Here is a 17,564-nt window from a genome sequence, read left to right on the forward strand (position 1 = left end):
CGCCGCCCCGCGCGCCGTCACGCTTCCGGCCGTGGTGGTCCACGGCGTCGCCGCGGCGGTCTGGGCCGGCGCGCTGCTGGCGCTGGCGACGCGGTTCTCGGTCGCCGCGCTCGAACGCTTCTCCCGGGCCGCGCCGTTCACGGTGGCGGCGCTGGTGGTCGCGGGCACGCCGCTGGCGGTCATCCAGCTTGGAAGCCTCGAAGCGCTGTGGAGCACGGACTACGGCCGCCTCCTGCTCGCCAAGCTCGCGCTCGTGGCGTTGCTTCTCGCGCTCGCGGGCGTCAACCGCTTCCGGCTGACGGCCCCGGCGCTCGCTCGGGACGGCGCCGCGGGACGACGGATCGGCCGGGTGGCGCTGGCGGAGGCCGTAGTGGTCGTCGCCATTCTCGGCGTCGCCGCGGGCTGGCGCTTCACGCCGCCGCCACGAACGCTGACCGCGACGGAGGCCGCGCCGATCGCGCTGTCGGCGCCCGGTCTGGAGGCCGTCGTCACGATTGAGCGGCCGCGCGTCGGCAACCGCGCCGTCGCGATCCGTCTGCGCAAGCCGGACGGAGCCCCGCTCGATCCCGTCGCGGTCACGCTCGTGCTGTCCCCGCCCGAGGCCGTCGGGGTGGAGCCGATCCACCGGGAGGCGATCCGCGCCGACGACGGCGCCTGGACCATCACCGACGCCCCGCTCGCCGTCCCCGGCCGCTGGCGCCTGCGCCTCGACGTGCTGATCGACGACTTCACCCTCGCGCGCCCCGAAGCCCCGCTCGACGTCGCGCCGTGAGCGCAAGCCCTCTTGTCCCGGCCTCGAGCCGGGACCCAGAACCGCTGAGGGTCCCGAACAACGCACGTCGGCCGGGGCGCGTCAGCCCCATACGCCGGCGTTTAAGGGTCCCGGCTCAAGGCCGGGACAAGAGAGGGGCCTCAGCCTCTCAGAGGCTTTCGAGCAGGCGCTCGGCGCTGGACTGGTCGGCCTTGCCCGGCTGATCCTCGACCGCGAGATAGGTGACGACCATGTCGTCCAGCACCACGGCGTAGCGCTTGGAGCGGATGCCGAGGCCGCCGGCGGTGGCGTCCAGCTCCAGCCCGATCGCCTTGGCGAAATCCGCGCCGCCGTCCGACAGGAACACGATCTTGTCCTTGGCGCCGGTGGCTTCCGCCCAGGCGTTCATCACGAACACGTCGTTCACGGCGGTCACCGCCACCACGTCCACGCCCTTGGCCTTCAGCTCGTCGAGGCGGGCGAGATAGCCGGGCAGATGGTTCTTGTGGCAGGTGGGCGTGAACGCCCCCGGCACCGCGAACAGCACCGCCTTCTTGCCCGCGAAAATCTCGTCCGCCATCACCGTGCCGGGGCCGTCCGGGCCGAAGGTGCGGAAGGTGGTGTTGGGCAGGCGGGAACCGACCTCGATGGCCATGGCGTGTCTCCTTCAGGCGGCCCCATGCGGGCGCGCCGGAGACTTAAGGCGTCCGCACGATAGCGTCGAGGGGCGCCGACACCTCGATCGCATGGCCGGCGACCGCGAGCGTGAGGCGCAGGCCGGATTGCGGCAGCGCGCCGTCGAAGGCCATGCGGAAGCGCGCCTCGCCGGCGGGCGCGCCCGCCACCGGCTGCGGCGAAGGCGCGAAGCGGCCGTCGCCGGTCTCCGCGAACAGCGCCACGTCCGGTCCAGGGGCCTTAGCCGTCACCTCCACCTCGCGGTCCGTCCGGCGGAGGGAGGCGATGGCGAGTCCGTCCGCCGCCGCGCCGAGCGCTACACGCTTCGGCGCCTTCGCCAACGACCGCCGCACCGCGGCCGCCGCCGGGCCGGGGAAGAAGCCGTCGGTCTCAAGCGCCAGCGCCGCCTCGCCGCGGGCGGGCACGCAGACCTTGTCGCAGACGCCGTAATCCACGCTCACCGCAAGCCGGACCGGCGCGCCGGCGGTCTTGGGCCGCACCTGCAGCGGCAGCAGAACCTCGCCGTGATAGACATTGGCGACGCCGGCCTCGTCGGTCATGCGCTCGGGCGTCGGAAACACCACCGTCACCTCGCCCACGTTCTCGGAGCGGGAGAAATCGAACTGGGGCGGCACGCCGCTGTCGCCGGGCTGGCGCCAGTAGGTCTTCCAGCCCGCGTCGAGCCGGATGGCGAGGCCCACCAGCCGCTCGCCGCCCGCCTCCTCGCCGGCGTCGATCAGGCGCAACGCCGAGGCGCCGTCCTCGACCCACGGGCTCGCGGGCTCGGCCGCGGCCGGCGACGCGAGCAGAACGGCGAGAGCGAAGGGGGCGAAGAGGCGGCGGAGAACCATGGCCGGCGCACCCTACGCGCCCCGCCCGCGCACGCCAAACGCAACTCGCCGTGACGGCGGCGCCGGACCGCGGCCTGCGGCGAAATTCCAGCGCGGGACCGGCTTTCAAAATCAGGGCGCCGGCCCTACTCTTTTGTCATGCCGCACATTCTTCGCCAGCCGAAACCGGATCGAAGCGCCAAGTCGGGCTATCTCGACGGGCAGGTTCTGGTGGCGATGCCGGGCATGGAGGACGACCGCTTTTCGCGCACCGTCATCTATGTCTGCGCCCACTCGCCCGAGGGCGCCATGGGCATCGTGGTGAACAAGCCGGCCTCGCACATCACCTTCCCGGACCTGCTGGTGCAGCTCGACATCATCCCGGACGGCGACGAGATCCGCCTGCCGGAGAAGGCGGGCGGCGTGCCGGTGATGCGCGGCGGGCCGGTGGAGTCCGGCCGCGGCTTCGTGCTGCACTCCGCCGACTTCATGATCGAGGATTCCACGCTCTCGATCGACGACGGCATCTGCCTGACGGCGACGCTTGACATCCTGAAGGCGATCGCGCGCGGCGACGGGCCGGACAGCGCCTTGCTGGCGCTGGGCTACGCCGGATGGGCGCCGGGCCAGCTCGAAAACGAGATCCAGGCCAACGGCTGGCTGAACTGCCCCGCCGACCGGGAGCTGGTGTTCGACCTCTCGGTCGACACCAAGTATGAGCGCGCGCTCGCGAAAATCGGCATCGACCTCGGCAAGCTGTCCGCGGAAGCCGGCCACGCCTGAAGGGCGGGGCCTCGAACGCGAGGGCGATCTGCGAAAGCCGCAGAGAGACCCGTCATGCCCGCGCGGTGTGTGGGCGTCACCGAGGTTCGCATCGCGAGATGTCGACAGGCCGCCGCCCTTGCGCGCCCAAAATCATGGATGCCCGATGACCACGCTCGGGCATGATGGGCGCCGAGCTGTCAGCCGGTCTCAGCCGCCGGCCTGGAAGCTCGCCACATAGTCCTCGCAGGTCGGCTTCGCGCTTTCGGCCAATGCGACCGGGTACTCGCAGATCACGCTGAACACGCTCTCCTGCGTCTTCGACGCGCGCATCACGACGCCCCGCGCAGACCCTTCGAACGCGGCGCGCGCGATCTCCTCCCGGCCGATCGTCTCGACCCGGATGTCGGGAGCGGCCGCGCCCTGCTTGCGCGCCACCTGCGCGATCACGCCCCGCAGATCGACGTCCTTCTGACGCGCGGTCCGCACGGTCTCGATCGTCCCGAACTCCATCCCGTCCGCGCTCTTGCTCCCGACCCCGTGGAGGGTCAGCGCGCCGACGTTCGGGTCCTCGATGGTGATCGTGTAGTCGTTGAACGGGATCGGCGAGAGGCCGCTGAAGCGCCCTCGGGTCGAGGTCGCGGGATACCAGCCCTCGGCGTTCTTCTCGCCGGCCTGCGAGCGGTGAACCTCGACCCGAGGCTTCGCAGCTTCGGCGGAGGCGCGCCCGGCGCCGCACAGCGCCAGCGCCGCGAGGGCGATCGCCGTCCATCCGCTGTTCACGCCCATGATGTTCTCCGTCCTCGCCGCGCTCACCGCCGGCCGAGCGCGCCCTGCATCACGCGGCGCGCGACGCCTTCGGGGGCGAGGCCCAGCATGCGGTCGCAGTCCTCGGCGCTGCGGGCGGGGCCGAAGGCGTAGCCTTGCGCGAAGGCGCAGCCGAGGTGGAACAGCTCCACCGCGTCGCTGTCGGTCTCCACGCCCTCGGCCACCACCTCCATGCCGAGATCGTGGGCGAGGTTCACGATCGAGCGCAGGATCACCGGGCGCTGGCCGTTCGAGGTGGGCCGCACCAGCGACTTGTCGATCTTCAGCACGTCGAACGGGAAGCGTTGCAGGTAGGCGAGGCTGGAATGGCCGGTGCCGAAATCGTCCAGCGACAGGCCTGCGCCAAGCTCCCGCATGCGCAGCAGCATCTGCGCCGCGTGCTCCGGATTCTCCATCACCAGGCTCTCGGTCAGCTCGATCTTGAGCGAGCCGTGGGGCAGCGCGTGGCGGCTCAGCACGTTCTGGATGTCCTGCGCCAGATCCTGCCGCAGGAACTGGCGGCTGGAGACGTTGACGGACATGAACAGCGGCGGCTCGCCGGGCACCCGCTCCTGCCAGTGGGCGAGCTGGCGGGCGGCCTCGTCGAGCGCGAACAGGCCGAGATCGACGATCAGGCCGGTCTCCTCGGCGATGGCGATGAACTCGTCCGGCGGCCTCCGGCCGTAGCGCGGATGATCCCAGCGCAGCAGCGCCTCGAAACCGGCGATGGAGCGATCTTCCAGCCGCACGATCGGCTGATAATGCACCCGCATCTCGCCGCGCTCCAGCGCGCGGTTGAGCTCGCCCGCGATCAGCACCCGGTCGGAGGCGGCCGCGCGCATGGTGGGCTTGAACACCTCGATATGGTCGCCGCCGAAGCGCTTGGCGTGGTACATGGCCACCTCCGCGTTCTTCAGCAGGTCCTCGCCCCCTCCCCCGGCGCGGGCGTCCGCCAGCACCAGCCCGATCGAGGCGGTGAGGAACAGCTCGCGCCCGCCGAAGCTGATGGGCGAGCGCAGCGTGCGCTTCAGCGCGTCGGCGAAGGCGGTGATGGCCTCCACCTCGCGCTCGGACACCAGCAGCACGCCGAACTGGTCGCCGCCGAGCCGGGCCAGCGTGTCCTGCGGCTTCAGCAGCCGCGACAGGCGCCGCACCACCGTGATGAGGATGGTGTCGCCGGTGGCGACGCCGACGCTCTCGTTGATCTTCTTGTAGCGGTCGATGTCCAGCACCATGACCGTCGGCTTCAGCGAGGCGTCGCCCTGCGCGTAGGCGAGCGCGGCGTCGAGCCGATCCACGAACAGCTCGCGGTTCGGCAGGCCGGTCAGGTTGTCGTGCACCGCGTTCTGCAGCAGGCGCTCTTCGGTGGTCTTGGCGTCGGTGACGTCGAGCAGCGTGCCGACGCAGCGGATCACCTCGCCGTCGGCGCCCACCACCGGCCGCGCCCGGAGCGTGAACCAGAGATAGTGGCCGTCCTGGCTGCGCAGGCGGAAGGTCTCCACCAGCCGCCCGCGCCGCTCCTGCACCAGCGCGTCGAGGCCGGCGCGGAAGCGGTCCCGGTCGGCCACATGGACCACGTCCAGCCAATGCGCCGCCGGCGCCTCCAGCGCGCCGCGCCGGAGCCCCAGAACGTGCTCGAGGTCGTGGCCCACATGGATGCGGTCGGCGTCCACGTCCCAGTCCCACACCACGTCGCCCGCTCCGGTGATGGCGAGCGCCCTGCGCTCCACGTCGGAGGCCTGTCCCGGCGCGACGGCTCCGCCCGCGAAAGCGTGCTGCATCACCGTGAAGCCGATCAGCAGCACGATCAGCACCAGCCCGCCGAGCAGCGAGGCCGGCGCGAGATCGGTGGCGAGCCCGCCGCCGACCGCCGCCGCGGCCGCCACCGACCACGCCACGAACAGCGCCCAGGTGGGCGCGAGCATCACCGCGCGATCGTAGCCTTGGGCCGCGAACCACGCCACGATGCCGAAGCCGATGAAGGCCACCGCGCCGAGCGACAGCCGCGCGATGCCCGCCGCCACCGGCGCGTCGTAGGCCGCGAGCCACACCAGCGCCACCAGGAAGGCGAACCACGCCCCCATGACGTGGCTGTAGCGCACGTGCCAACGGTTCAGGTTGAGATAGGCGAACAGGAACACCAGCATGGTGGCCGCGAGCCCCGCCTCGCTCGCGGCGCGCAGGAAGCGGTCGGCGTCCGGGCCGAGCTCGAACACCTTGCGCCAGAAGCCGAAGTCGACGCCGAGATGCGCCAGCACCGCCCAAGCAAGGGCAGCGGCCGCCGGGAACATGACCGAGCCCTTGACCACGAACAGGATGGTCAGGATCAGCGCCAGCAGGCCGGCGATGCCCAGCATGATGCCGCGATAGAGCGTGTAGGAGTTGACCTTGTCCTTGTAGGCGTCCGGCTCCCACAGCGTCAGCTGCAGCAGCTTCGGCGACGACAGCTCGACCACGTAGGTCACGGTGGCGCCGGGATCGATGGTCAGCGCGAACACGTCGTCGGAGTCCGCGTGCTGGCGCTCCGGCCGCACGCCCTGGCTCGCGGTGACGTTCTGGATGCGGTCCTCGCCGAGATCGGGCCACAGCACCCCTGAGCCCACCAGCCGGAAATGCGGCGACACCAGAAGCCGGTCGAGCTGCTGGTCGCCGTCGTTCCTGAGGGCGAACACCGCCCATTGCCGGCCGTCGCCCGGCCGCTCGGACCGCACCTCGATGCGGCGCACGATGCCGTCCGCTCCGGGGAAGGTGGCGACCTGGATGCGATCCGCCTGCCCCGCCGGGCGCTCGATCGCGCCCAGAAGATCGACGGCGTCCTGGTCCTCCGTCACGGACAGGGGCTGCAGCGCCGCCGCGGGCGACGCCCACGCCAGACCGGCGATCACGAGGAGAAGCGCCTGACACAGGGCGCGGACCATACGCAACGCTTGGACTCTCCCGAACGCCGGCCCCGCCGGCCCCCGCCCATGGCCGAAGCCTAACGGGCGGCGTTGTTCCTCAGCCGCGCCGCATCCCGCAAGGGCTCGCGCGGCGGCGACACGTTAGACCAGCCTTGGCCCGCGCAGAAGCGCGTAGAGCAGATGGTCCTGCCAGATTCCATCGATGCAGAGATACTGCCGGGCGCAGCCTTCCCGCTCGAACCCGATCTTCTCCAGGAGCCGGATGGACGCGACGTTGCGCGGCAGGCAGGCCGCTTCGAGCCGCCGCAGCTTCAGCCCGTCGAACACGAACGGCGTCAGCGCCCGCATGGCCTTGCTCATCAGGCCGCGGCCCGCATAGGGCTGGCCCATCCAGTAGCCGACGCAGCAGCTCTGCGCCACCCCGCGCCGCACCTGGCTCAGCGTCACCCCGCCCACCAGCGCGCCGTCCGGCCCGAAGATGAAGAACGGATAGGCCTGATCCTGCTCCATCTCCCGGGCGTAGCGCTTGAGGCGCCGGCGGAAGGCGTTGCGGGTCAGGTCGTCGGAGGGCCAGATCGGCTCCCAGGGGCGCAGGAAATCGCGGCTGATCGTGCGCAGCTCCGACCAGGCCTGATGGTCGCCCATCTGGGGCGTGCGCAGCGTCACCCCGTCGCCGACCAGCGTCGGCACGGTGTCGGCGACCGAGAGCGTCCGGAAGAACGCCATCCTCCCGCCGCCTCCGCCTCAGGCCGCCGGACGCTGACGCGGCCCGAGCCGCTCCGCCAGCCGCTCCGCCGACAAAAGCCGGCGCGTGGGGCCGAGCGCGGACAGCGTGTAGGGCGTCGCGAGCATGCTCGCGCCGGCCGCGCGGGCGGCGTCCACGTCGACCGCCTCGATCTTCGCCACGATCTCGTCGGGGTCGAGCGGGCGGCCATGGGCGAGCTGGTGCCGGGCGTGGTGGTCGGCGCGGGCCGCCGGCTGCTCCAGCGACATCAGCAGCCCCGCCTTCATCTGCGCCTTGGCGCGGGCGACCTCGCGCTCGGTGGCGTCGTCCGCCGCGCCGTTCAGCACGTCGAGCAGCACCGGCAGGATCTCCGCCGCGTCCTCCGGCCCGAGCGCCGCATAGGCCCCGAACAGGCCCGCGTCGGCGTAGCCCCAATGGAAGGCGTGCACCGAATAGGCGAGGCCCCGGCGCTCGCGCACCTCCTGGAACAGGCGGGACGACATGCCGCCGCCGGCGAGATTGGCGAACACCTGCGCGGCGTAGGCGTCCGGCGCGTCATAGGGCCGGCCCTCGAAGGCGATGGCCACGTGGATCTGTTCGAGATCGCGCTTGTCGCGCCGCAGGTCGCCGCCGCGATAGATCGCCGGCGCGGGCGTGTCGCCGGCGCCCCCGGGCAGGCGCGCGAACAGGCGGGCGGCGTCCTCCACCACCCGGTCGTGGTCAACGGCGCCGGCCGCCGTCACCACGCCGGCCCCGGCGCGGTAGCCGCGCGCGAGGAAGCCCGCGAGCTTCGCCCGGTCGAGCCCGCGCACCGTCTTCGGCGTGCCGAGGATCGAGCGGCCGAGCGGCTGGTCGGGGAACGCGGTCTCCTGCAGCAGATCGAACACCAGATCGTCGGGCGTGTCCTCCACCGCGCCGATCTCCTGCACGATCACGCCCTGCTCGCGCTTCAGCTCGTCCGGGTCGAAGGCCGGCTCGGTGACGATGTCGGCGAGGATGTCGAGGGCGAGCCCCACGTCGGCCGCGAGCGCGCGCGCCGAATAGGAGGTCTGCTCCACGCCGGTCGCGGCGTTGAGGTCGCCGCCCACCTGCTCGATCTCCTCGGCGATGGCGAGCGCCGAGCGGCGGGCCGTGCCCTTGAACGCCATGTGCTCCAGCAGATGGGCGAGGCCGTGCTCGTCCTCCCGCTCGGCCCGCGCGCCGGCGCCGAAGGTGACGCCCACCGCCGCCGTGCCAAGCTCCGGCATGGCGTCGGTGACGACCGCGAGGCCGGACGGCAGCGTCGTGACGCGGGCGCTCATGCGGCGGCGGTCTTCGCCACGCGGGCGTGTTCGGCCACGAAGGCCTCGATCGCGGCGACGTCGTTGGGCAGGCGGGTCAGCCGCTCCGGACGCTCCAGCAGATCGGCGAGATGGGCGGGCAGGCCCGGCCGCACGCCGGACGCCGCCTCGACCGCGTCCGGGAACTTGGCCGGATGGGCGGTGGACAGCACCACCTGCGGGACGCCCGGATCGGTCTCCGCCTTCTCCGCCACCGCGAAGGCGACGGCGGTGTGGGTGTCGAGCAGGTAGCCGGAGGTCTCCAGCACCCGGCGGATGGTGGCCTTGACCTCGTCCTCGTCGGCGCGGCCGGCGTCGAACTCGGCGCGGATGACCTCAAGCGCCCCGGCCGGCAGCGTGAATGAGCCCGACTGGCCGAGCGACGCCATGGCGGCGCGCACCGTCGCGGGATCGCGGCCCACGGCGTCGAACAGCAGCCGCTCGAAGTTGGACGAGACCTGGATGTCCATGGAGGGCGAGGTGGTGGGCGCGACGCCGCGCACCTCGTAGACCCCGGTCTCCAGCGTGCGGGCGAGGATGTCGTTCACGTTGGTGGCGATCACCAGCCGGCGGATCGGCAGGCCCATGCGCTTGGCCACGTACCCTGCGAACACATCGCCGAAATTGCCGGTGGGCACCACGACATCGATCTCGCGCGCCGGCGCGCCGAGCGCGGTCGCGGCGGCGAAATAGTAGACCGCCTGCGCCAGCACCCGCGCCCAGTTGATGGAGTTCACGCCCGCGAGCGCCAGCCGGTCGCGGAAGGCGTGATGGTTGAACATCGCCTTCACATGGGCCTGCGCGTCGTCGAACGAGCCGTCGATGGCGATGGCGTGTACGTTGTCGTCCGGCACGGTGGTCATCTGCCGGCGCTGGACCTCACTCACCTTGCCGTCCGGCATCAGGATGAACACGTCGAGCCGCGAGCGGCCGCGGAACGCCTCGATCGCCGCGCCGCCGGTGTCGCCGGAGGTCGCGCCGACGATTGTGGCGCGCAGGCCCCGCTCGGCGAGCGCATGGTCCATCAGCCGCGCCAGCAGCTGCATCGCCACGTCCTTGAAGGCGAGCGTCGGCCCGTGGAACAGCTCCAGCACGAATCGGTTCGCGCCGACTTGGGTCAGCGGCGTCACCGCCGCGTGGCGGAACGCGCCGTAGGCCTCGTCGATCATGCGCTTCAGCGCGTCCGCCGGAATGGCGTCGCCCACGAAGGGCGCGATCACCCGGTAAGCGATCTCGGCGTAGGGCCGGCCGGCGAGGTCCGCGATCTCGTCGCGGGTGAGCGTCGGCCAGGTCTCGGGCACGTAGAGGCCGCCATCGCGGGCGAGGCCCGCCAGCATGGCGTCGACGAAGCCGAGCCGGGGCGCGTCGCCGCGGGTCGAGACATAGGCAGGCGCCATGTTCGGAGCGTCTCCGGAAAAGCGTGAGGTTGAGCGAGCGGCCAAATTAGGCCCCGTCCCGCCGTCCCGCAAGAACGGCGATCCCCGGCCTTTGGCGTGAAACGGAGGCCGAAAAACGGCGAAGGCCGGGATCGCTCCCGGCCTTGCGTCGTTTTCAGCCCGGAAGCAGCGCGACGATCAGACGTGCACGGCCTTGAGCTGACGGAAATGCGAGAGCCGGATCTCGGCCTTGAGCCGCTCGTCGTCGGTCTTGGCCTCCGCCACGTCCTCCTGGGCGTCGGCGATCAGCACGTCGATGCGCGACGCGTCGAGCTGGTCCAGCGGGGTCGCCTCGTCGGCGAGGATGGTGAGGCCCTTCGGGTTCACGTCGGCGAAGCCGCCGCGCACGAACAGCTTCTGCGGCTCGCCGCCCTCGGTCTTGTAGACCTTCACGACGCCCGGCTTCAGCACCGACATGAAGGGCGCGTGATGCGCCAGCACGCCGAACTCGCCTTCGACGCCCGGCACCACCACATGCTGCACCTCCTCAGAGATGAGGAGCTTTTCCGGCGACACCAGTTCGAAGGGGAAGCTGTCCATCGTTCCGTTCTCTCAAGCTCTGGCGGTCACCCGCGGCGGCGGTCGGCCATGAAGCCGATGCCGAAACCGAGCAGCGCGCCGATCGCGGCGCTGATGCCCACATGCTGCGCCTGACCGGACGTCAGCGTCCGGTCGCCGGGCGCGGCCGCCTGATCGCCCTGCACCTCGACCTTGAGGCCGAGGAAGCTCACTTCCGCCGCTTCGGGCCGGGTGAGCCAGCCGGCGAGACCGCCGACCACGAGACCGATCAGAAGAAACACGACCTTGCCGTTCATGGAACACCTACTTCACTGAGAAGGCCGCGGCCGAACGGACCGCGCCTCGTCGTGTTATAGGGCCCGCCCTTCCGCCGGGCAGGCCGGCGGAAGGCGTCTTTCGTCGCGGCGATCAGCCCTCGGCGAGCTTCTTGGCCTTCTCGATCGCCTCGTCGATGGTGCCGACCATGTAGAAGGCGGCTTCCGGCAGGTCGTCATACTTGCCTTCGACCAGGCCCTTGAAGCCCTTGATGGTGTCGGCGAGCTGCACGAACTTGCCGGGGAAGCCCGTGAACACCTCGGCCACGTGGAACGGCTGGGACAGGAAGCGCTCGATCTTGCGGGCGCGCGCCACCGTCAGCTTGTCCTCTTCCGACAGCTCGTCCATGCCCAGGATGGCGATGATGTCCTGCAGCGACTTGTAGCGCTGCAGGGTCTCCTGGACGCGACGGGCGGTGTTGTAGTGCTCCTCGCCGATGATCTGCGCGGACAGGATGCGCGAGGTCGAGTCGAGCGGGTCCACGGCCGGGTAGATGCCCTTTTCGGCGATCGAGCGGTTCAGCACCGTCGTGGCGTCGAGATGGGCGAAGGAGGCGGCCGGGGCCGGATCGGTCAGGTCGTCGGCCGGCACGTAAATGGCCTGCACCGAGGTGATCGACCCCTTGGTGGTGGTGGTGATGCGCTCCTGCAGCGCGCCCATGTCGGTGGCGAGCGTCGGCTGATAGCCCACCGCCGACGGGATGCGGCCGAGCAGAGCCGACACTTCCGAGCCGGCCTGGGTGAAGCGGAAGATGTTGTCCACGAAGAACAGCACGTCCTGGCCCTGGTCGCGGAAGTGCTCGGCGATGGTCAGGCCCGAGAGCGCGACGCGGGCGCGGGCGCCGGGCGGCTCGTTCATCTGGCCGAACACCAGGGCGCACTTGGAGCCCTCGCCGCCGCCGGCCTTGTTCACGCCGGACTCGATGAACTCGTGGTAGAGGTCATTGCCCTCGCGGGTGCGCTCGCCGACGCCGGCGAACACGGAGTAACCGCCGTGGGCCTTGGCGACGTTGTTGATGAGCTCCTGGATGAGCACCGTCTTGCCGACGCCCGCGCCGCCGAACAGGCCGACTTTGCCGCCCTTGGCGTAAGGCGCGAGCAGGTCCACGACCTTGATGCCGGTGACGAGCACTTCGGTCTCGGTCGCCTGCTCGGCGTAGGACGGAGCCGGCTGGTGGATTGGGCGCAGGCCCTCGTTGAGCACCGGGCCGCCTTCGTCGATCGGCTCGCCGACCACGTTCAGGATGCGGCCCAGCGTGCCGGCGCCGACCGGCACCGCGATCGGCGAACCGGTGTCGCTGACGCTCTGGCCGCGGACGAGGCCCTCGGTGGAGTCCATGGCGATGGTGCGCACGGTGGACTCGCCGAGATGCTGGGCGACTTCGAGCACCAGACGGGTCTGGTTGTTCTGCGTCTCGAGCGCGTTCAGGATTTCGGGCAGATGGCCGTCGAACTGGACGTCGACGACGGCGCCGATGACCTGGGTGATGCGGCCGACATTAGCGGTCATGGTTGTCAATCCTCGTCCGAAAATCAGAGCGCTTCGGCGCCGGAGATGATCTCGATCAGCTCCTTCGTGATCTGCGCCTGCCGGGTGCGGTTGTAGTTCAGGGTCAGCTTCTTGATCATTTCGCCGGCGTTGCGCGTCGCGGAGTCCATGGCGGACATGCGGGCGCCCTGCTCCGAAGCGGCGTTTTCGAGAAGCCCCTTGAAGATCTGGATCGCGACGTTCTTCGGCAGCAGATCCTCGAGGATCTCCTCCTCGGACGGTTCGTATTCGTAGATCGCGCCGCCGGCCGCGTCCGCGCCGGCGTCGCCCTGCGGGATCTCCGCCGGAACGATCTGCTGCGCGGTCGGAACCTGGCTGATCACCGAGCGGAAGCTCGAGAAGAACAGCGTGGCCACGTCGAACTCGCCGGCCTGGTAGAGGCCGAGCACCTTGGCGGCGATCGCCTCGGCGTCCGAATAGCCGACCTGCTTGTTCGCGCCGAGCTCGATCACCTCGCGGATGCGGGGGCCGAACTGGCGGCGCAGCACGTCGGCGCCCTTGCGGCCGACGCACAGGAACTGCACGTCCTTGCCTTCGGCGAGCAGCTTGTTCGCCCGATCCCGCGCCAGACGCGAGATCGACGAGTTGAAGCCGCCGCACAGGCCGCGCTCGGCGGTGGCCACCACCAGAAGGTGGCGCTGCTGCGAGCCGGTGCCCGACAGAAGCAGCGGAGCCCCCGGCGCGTCCTTGAGGCTCGTCGCCAGGTTCGAGAGCACCCGCTCCATGCGCTGGGCGAAAGGCCGTGCGGCCTCAGCCGCAAGCTGGGCGCGGCGGAGCTTGGCCGCCGCGACCATCTGCATGGCCTTGGTGATCTTCTGCGTCGCCTTCACCGAGGCGATGCGGTTTCGTAGCTCCTTGAGGCTCGCCATAACGTCGCCTTAGGCTCCCTTGGTGCGCGCGGCGGGCGTTACGAGTAGGTCTTCGCGAAGGAGTCGAGAGCGCTCTTCAGCTTCTCGGTGTTCTCCTTCGTGAGCTCCTTCTTCGTGCGGATCTCCTCAAGGATGTCCTTGTGGTTCGCGTAGAGATGGTCGAGCAGACCGGTCTCGAAGCCGCGCACCTTGGACACCGGCAGCTTGTCCAGATAGCCGTTGGTGCCGGCGTAGATCACCACCACCTGCTCCTCGACCTTCAGCGGCGAGAACTGCGGCTGCTTCAGCAGCTCGACCAGACGGGCGCCGCGGTTCAGCAGGCGCTGGGTCGAGGCGTCGAGGTCGGAGCCGAACTGGGCGAAGGCCGCCATCTCGCGGTACTGGGCGAGCTCGCCCTTGATCTTGCCGGCGACCTGCTTCATCGCCTTGATCTGGGCCGACGAGCCGACGCGGGACACCGAGATGCCCACGTTCACCGCCGGGCGCACGCCCTGGTAGAACAGGTCGGACTCGAGGAAGATCTGGCCGTCGGTGATCGAGATCACGTTGGTCGGGATGTAGGCCGACACGTCGTTGGCCTGGGTCTCGATGACCGGGAGGGCGGTGAGCGAGCCGGCGCCGTTGGCGTCGTTCAGCTTGGCCGCGCGCTCCAGCAGGCGGGAGTGCAGGTAGAACACGTCGCCCGGATAGGCCTCGCGGCCGGGCGGACGGCGCAGCAGCAGCGACATCTGGCGGTAGGCCACGGCCTGCTTGGAGAGATCGTCATAGACGATCAGGGCGTGCATGCCGTTGTCGCGGAAGTATTCGCCCATGGCGCAGCCGGCGAAGGGCGCCAGGAACTGCATCGGGGCCGGATCGGAGGCGGTCGCCGCCACCACGATCGAGTACTCGAGAGCGCCCTGCTCCTCCAGCACCTTCACGAACTGCGCGACGGTGGAGCGCTTCTGGCCGACGGCCACATAGACGCAGTAGAGCTTCTGCTTCTCGTCGCCCGAGGCGTTGATCGGCTTCTGGTTCAGGATGGTGTCGAGCGCGACGGCGGTCTTGCCGGTCTGGCGGTCGCCGATGATCAGCTCGCGCTGGCCGCGGCCGACCGGGATCAGCGCGTCGATCGACTTGATGCCGGTCTGCATCGGCTCGTGCACGGACTTGCGCGGGATGATGCCCGGCGCCTTCACGTCCACGCGGCGGCGCTCGGCGTATTCGATCGGGCCCTTGCCGTCGATCGGGTTGCCCAGCGCGTCGACCACGCGGCCGAGCAGGCCCTTGCCGACCGGCACGTCCACGATGGCGCCGGTGCGCTTGACGGTGTCGCCTTCGCGGATCTCACGGTCGGAGCCGAACACCACGACGCCGACATTGTCGTTCTCGAGGTTCAGCGCCATGCCGCGGGCGCCGCTCGGGAACTCGACCATCTCGCCGTACTGGACGTTGTCGAGGCCGTAGACGCGGGCGATGCCGTCGCCGATGGAGAGAACCTGGCCCACCTCCGAAACTTCGGCTTCCTGGCCGAAGTTCTGGATCTGATCCTTGAGGATCGCGGTGATCTCGGCGGCGCGAATGTCCATCAGCCGACCTCTTTCATTGCAAGTTTGATGGCGTTGAGCTTGGTCTTGAGCGAGGCGTCGACCATGCGGCTGCCGAGCCGCACGATGAGTCCGCCGAGAATCTGCGGGTCGACCTTCACGTCGAAGTCGACCGTCTTGCCGGTGATGCCGGCGAGCGCCTGCGAGAGAGCCTCGCGCCGCGCGTCCGTCAGCGGCTCGGCCACGGTCACCTCGGCGGCGACGACGCCGTTGTGGGTGGCGACCAGCGCGCGGAACGCCCGGATGATGCTCTCGATCGCGAACAGGCGACGATTGCGCGCCACGAGGCGCACGAAGTTGGCGGCGAGCCCGAAGACGCCGGCGCGGTCCAGAACGGCGCCGATGGCCTTCTCCTGCTCGTCCGACGAAAACACCGGACTGCGGACCAGACGTCGCAGATCCTCGCTCTCGGCGAGCAGCGCCGTCACCTTGTCCAGATCGCCCGCGATCGCGTCGATCTGGTTCGCCTCACGGGCGAGATCGAACAGAGCGGAAGCGTAGCGTCCCGCCGTTCCGGACACGATAGTGTCTTTACCTGCCACCGAGCGTTCTCTCGCTGGTTGGAGCTGGGGCCGAACCGGAGCGAACGCCCCGAACCCTCCCGGAAATGCCGACTGTCCCGCAGCCGGCGCGGCCTGTGTCCGCAAGGAGCTCCCCACGAAACGGCGGTTGACTAACACGGCTTCCCGAGCCGCGCAACATCGTGGCGCCTCTGTGGCGAAGCCTCGAAAAGCGCTGGTAATCATGGGCTTACGGCGGCGACGCCCGCCCGGCCCCGACGGATCGGCCGAACGACCTAAGCCGACACGATGTCACACCAAGGTCGCGAGCCGCGGCGCTCTACGCGTCAGACGAAGCTCTGGGGGTCCACGTCAACCGCCACGCGCAGGCTCCCCCGAACCTTCGGCGCAGCGGCGAGCCAGGCGCGCAGGTAGGCCGGCAGGTCGATCTCCCGCGGGGCCTGCGCCAAGAGTCGCATGCGATGCCGCCCCCTCAGCACCGCGAGCGGCGCTTCCGCCGGCCCCAGAACGCGCACCCCGTTGGAGCGCGGCGCGGCGCGGGCGAGCGCCCGGGCGTGGGTCTCGGTCGCCTCGCGGTCCGGCCCGGAGACGATCAGCGCCGCGAGTCGGCCGAAGGGCGGCATGGCCGCCTGCTGCCGCTGGCGGGTCTCCAGCCGGTAGAAGCCTTCACGATCGCCGGAGATCAGCGCCTTCACGACAGGGTGATCGGGCTCATGGGTCTGCAGCAGCGCGCGGCCCGGCCGCTCGCCGCGCCCGGCGCGGCCCGCCACCTGCTCCAGCATCTGGAAGGTGCGCTCGCTGGCGCGGGGATCGGCGCCGCCGAGCGCGAAGTCGGCGTCTACCACGCCGACCAGCGTGAGCTTGGGAAAATTGTGGCCCTTGGTCACCATCTGGGTGCCGACCACGATGTCCACCTCGCCGCGCTCGATGGCGTCGAGCTCCGCCAGCAGCGCCTCGCCGCCGCCAGCGAGATCGCTGGAGAGAAGGCTGACACGCGCCTGTGGAAACAGCGCCTGCGCCTCGTCGCGGATGCGCTCCACGCCGGGGCCGCAGGCCACGAGCTGGCCCGCCGTTCCGCAGGACGGGCACGCGTCGGGCACGGGGCCGGTGTGGCCGCAATGGTGGCAGACGAGCCGGGCGCGGAATCGGTGCTCCACCAGCCAGGCGGAGCAGTTGGGGCATTGCAGCCGGTGGCCGCAGGCGCGGCACAGGGTGAGCGGAGCGTAACCGCGCCGGTTCAGGAACAGCAGCGTCTGGTCGCCGGCCTTCAGCGTCTCGGTCATGGCGGAGACGAGGCGGGGGCTGAGCCAGGCGCCCTTCGCCGGGCCGGCCGTGCGCAGGTCGACCGCCGCGATCGCAGGCAGCGCCCGACCGCCGAACCGGTCCGGCAGCACCAGCCGGGCGTAGCGGCCGCGCTCGGCGTTGACGCGGCTTTCCAGCGACGGCGTGGCGGAGGCCAGCACCACCGGCGCCGCCTCATAGCGCCCACGCAGCACCGCCATGTCGCGGGCGTTGTAGAGCACGCCGTCCTCCTGCTTGTAGGCGGGGTCGTGCTCCTCATCGACGACGATGATTCCAAGATCCCGGAACGGCAGGAACAGGCCCGAGCGGGCGGCGACCACCGCGCGGACCTCGCCGGTGGCGACGCCGGCTCGCACCGCCGAACGGGCCTTTTCGCCGACGCTCGCGTGCCACACCGCGGGACGGGCGCCGAAGCGGGCGGCGAACCGATCGATGAAGGCGGCCGTCAGCGCGATCTCGGGCGCCATGATCAGCGCCTGCCGGCCGGCGGCGAGGGCGGCGGCCACGGCGTCGAGATAGACCTCGGTCTTGCCCGAGCCGGTGACGCCGTCGAGCAGCGCCTCGCCGAAGCGTTGTCCGGCCGCAAGCGCCGCCAGCATGTTCGCCGCCTCCTTCTGGGCCGGCGACAGCGCCGGGCCGGGCCGGAAGGGATCCGGCGCAGGCGGCGGCGGAGGCGGCGGCAGCTCGGCCTCCGCCAGCG

16 protein-coding genes are annotated in these 17,564 nt (G+C 70.8%); 2 read left to right on the forward strand and 14 right to left on the reverse strand.

Translation table 11 applies throughout. The features are described 5' to 3' along the window. On the forward strand, positions 1 to 772 hold a 772-nt coding region (locus ACFQ4O_RS08100; protein WP_378775194.1), incomplete at its 5' end, for a CopD family protein. Positions 773 to 920: 148 nt separating this feature from the next. Here ACFQ4O_RS08100 and ACFQ4O_RS08105 read toward each other — a convergent pair. After that, positions 921 to 1,406, reverse strand: coding sequence for a peroxiredoxin (locus tag ACFQ4O_RS08105; RefSeq protein WP_378775195.1), 486 nt, complete (start codon positions 1,404 to 1,406; stop codon positions 921 to 923). A gap of 43 nt (positions 1,407 to 1,449) precedes the next feature. Continuing rightward, complete coding sequence (locus ACFQ4O_RS08110; protein WP_378775196.1) at positions 1,450 to 2,277, reverse strand: protein-disulfide reductase DsbD domain-containing protein; 828 nt, start codon at positions 2,275 to 2,277, stop codon at positions 1,450 to 1,452. 138 nt (positions 2,278 to 2,415) lie between these two features. On the opposite strand from ACFQ4O_RS08110, the gene ACFQ4O_RS08115 reads away from it, so the two are divergent. Beyond that, positions 2,416 to 3,039, forward strand: coding sequence for a YqgE/AlgH family protein (locus tag ACFQ4O_RS08115; RefSeq protein ID WP_378775197.1), 624 nt, complete (start codon positions 2,416 to 2,418; stop codon positions 3,037 to 3,039). Between the two features lie 189 nt (positions 3,040 to 3,228). Here ACFQ4O_RS08115 and ACFQ4O_RS08120 read toward each other — a convergent pair whose 3' ends face one another. From ACFQ4O_RS08120 to priA, 12 genes are all read right to left on the reverse strand, one after another. After that, positions 3,229 to 3,807, reverse strand: a complete 579-nt coding sequence (locus ACFQ4O_RS08120) for a hypothetical protein (RefSeq protein ID WP_378775198.1) — start codon at positions 3,805 to 3,807, stop codon at positions 3,229 to 3,231. Positions 3,808 to 3,830: 23 nt separating this feature from the next. Continuing rightward, entirely contained in the window at positions 3,831 to 6,749 is a 2,919-nt protein-coding gene (locus ACFQ4O_RS08125; protein ID WP_378775199.1) for an EAL domain-containing protein, read from the reverse strand. Between the two features lie 117 nt (positions 6,750 to 6,866). After that, positions 6,867 to 7,451: a GNAT family N-acetyltransferase gene (locus ACFQ4O_RS08130; RefSeq protein ID WP_378775200.1), complete on the reverse strand. Its 585-nt coding sequence runs from the start codon at positions 7,449 to 7,451 to the stop codon at positions 6,867 to 6,869. A gap of 18 nt (positions 7,452 to 7,469) precedes the next feature. Continuing rightward, a complete protein-coding gene (locus ACFQ4O_RS08135; protein WP_378775201.1) occupies positions 7,470 to 8,750 on the reverse strand; it encodes a M16 family metallopeptidase in 1,281 nt (426 codons plus the stop codon). Further along, positions 8,747 to 10,165: a threonine synthase gene (gene thrC / locus ACFQ4O_RS08140; protein WP_378775202.1), complete on the reverse strand. Its 1,419-nt coding sequence runs from the start codon at positions 10,163 to 10,165 to the stop codon at positions 8,747 to 8,749. Before thrC ends, ACFQ4O_RS08135 begins: the two co-directional genes overlap by 4 nt. A gap of 177 nt (positions 10,166 to 10,342) precedes the next feature. Then, the gene (locus ACFQ4O_RS08145; RefSeq protein ID WP_378775203.1) at positions 10,343 to 10,744 is read right to left on the reverse strand and encodes a F0F1 ATP synthase subunit epsilon; all 402 of its coding nucleotides are present in this window, start codon (positions 10,742 to 10,744) and stop codon (positions 10,343 to 10,345) included. 26 nt (positions 10,745 to 10,770) lie between these two features. After that, entirely contained in the window at positions 10,771 to 11,019 is a 249-nt protein-coding gene (locus ACFQ4O_RS08150; protein WP_378775204.1) for a hypothetical protein, read from the reverse strand. Positions 11,020 to 11,131: 112 nt separating this feature from the next. Continuing rightward, on the reverse strand, positions 11,132 to 12,547 hold the full coding sequence (atpD, locus tag ACFQ4O_RS08155; RefSeq protein ID WP_378775205.1) for a F0F1 ATP synthase subunit beta: 1,416 nt from the start codon (positions 12,545 to 12,547) through the stop codon (positions 11,132 to 11,134). Between the two features lie 23 nt (positions 12,548 to 12,570). Next, complete coding sequence (locus tag ACFQ4O_RS08160; protein ID WP_378775206.1) at positions 12,571 to 13,455, reverse strand: F0F1 ATP synthase subunit gamma; 885 nt, start codon at positions 13,453 to 13,455, stop codon at positions 12,571 to 12,573. Positions 13,456 to 13,493: 38 nt separating this feature from the next. Continuing rightward, positions 13,494 to 15,023, reverse strand: a complete 1,530-nt coding sequence (gene atpA / locus ACFQ4O_RS08165; RefSeq protein ID WP_378775207.1) for a F0F1 ATP synthase subunit alpha — start codon at positions 15,021 to 15,023, stop codon at positions 13,494 to 13,496. Then, a complete protein-coding gene (locus ACFQ4O_RS08170; protein ID WP_378775208.1) occupies positions 15,023 to 15,583 on the reverse strand; it encodes a F0F1 ATP synthase subunit delta in 561 nt (186 codons plus the stop codon). Before ACFQ4O_RS08170 ends, atpA begins: the two co-directional genes overlap by 1 nt. A gap of 305 nt (positions 15,584 to 15,888) precedes the next feature. Further along, positions 15,889 to 17,564, reverse strand: a 1,676-nt coding sequence (gene priA / locus ACFQ4O_RS08175) for a replication restart helicase PriA (protein WP_378775209.1), incomplete at its 5' end; no start/stop codon positions are given.

The organism is Methylopila musalis, from assembly GCF_042679725.1.
Classification (GTDB): domain Bacteria; phylum Pseudomonadota; class Alphaproteobacteria; order Rhizobiales; family Methylopilaceae; genus Methylopila; species Methylopila musalis.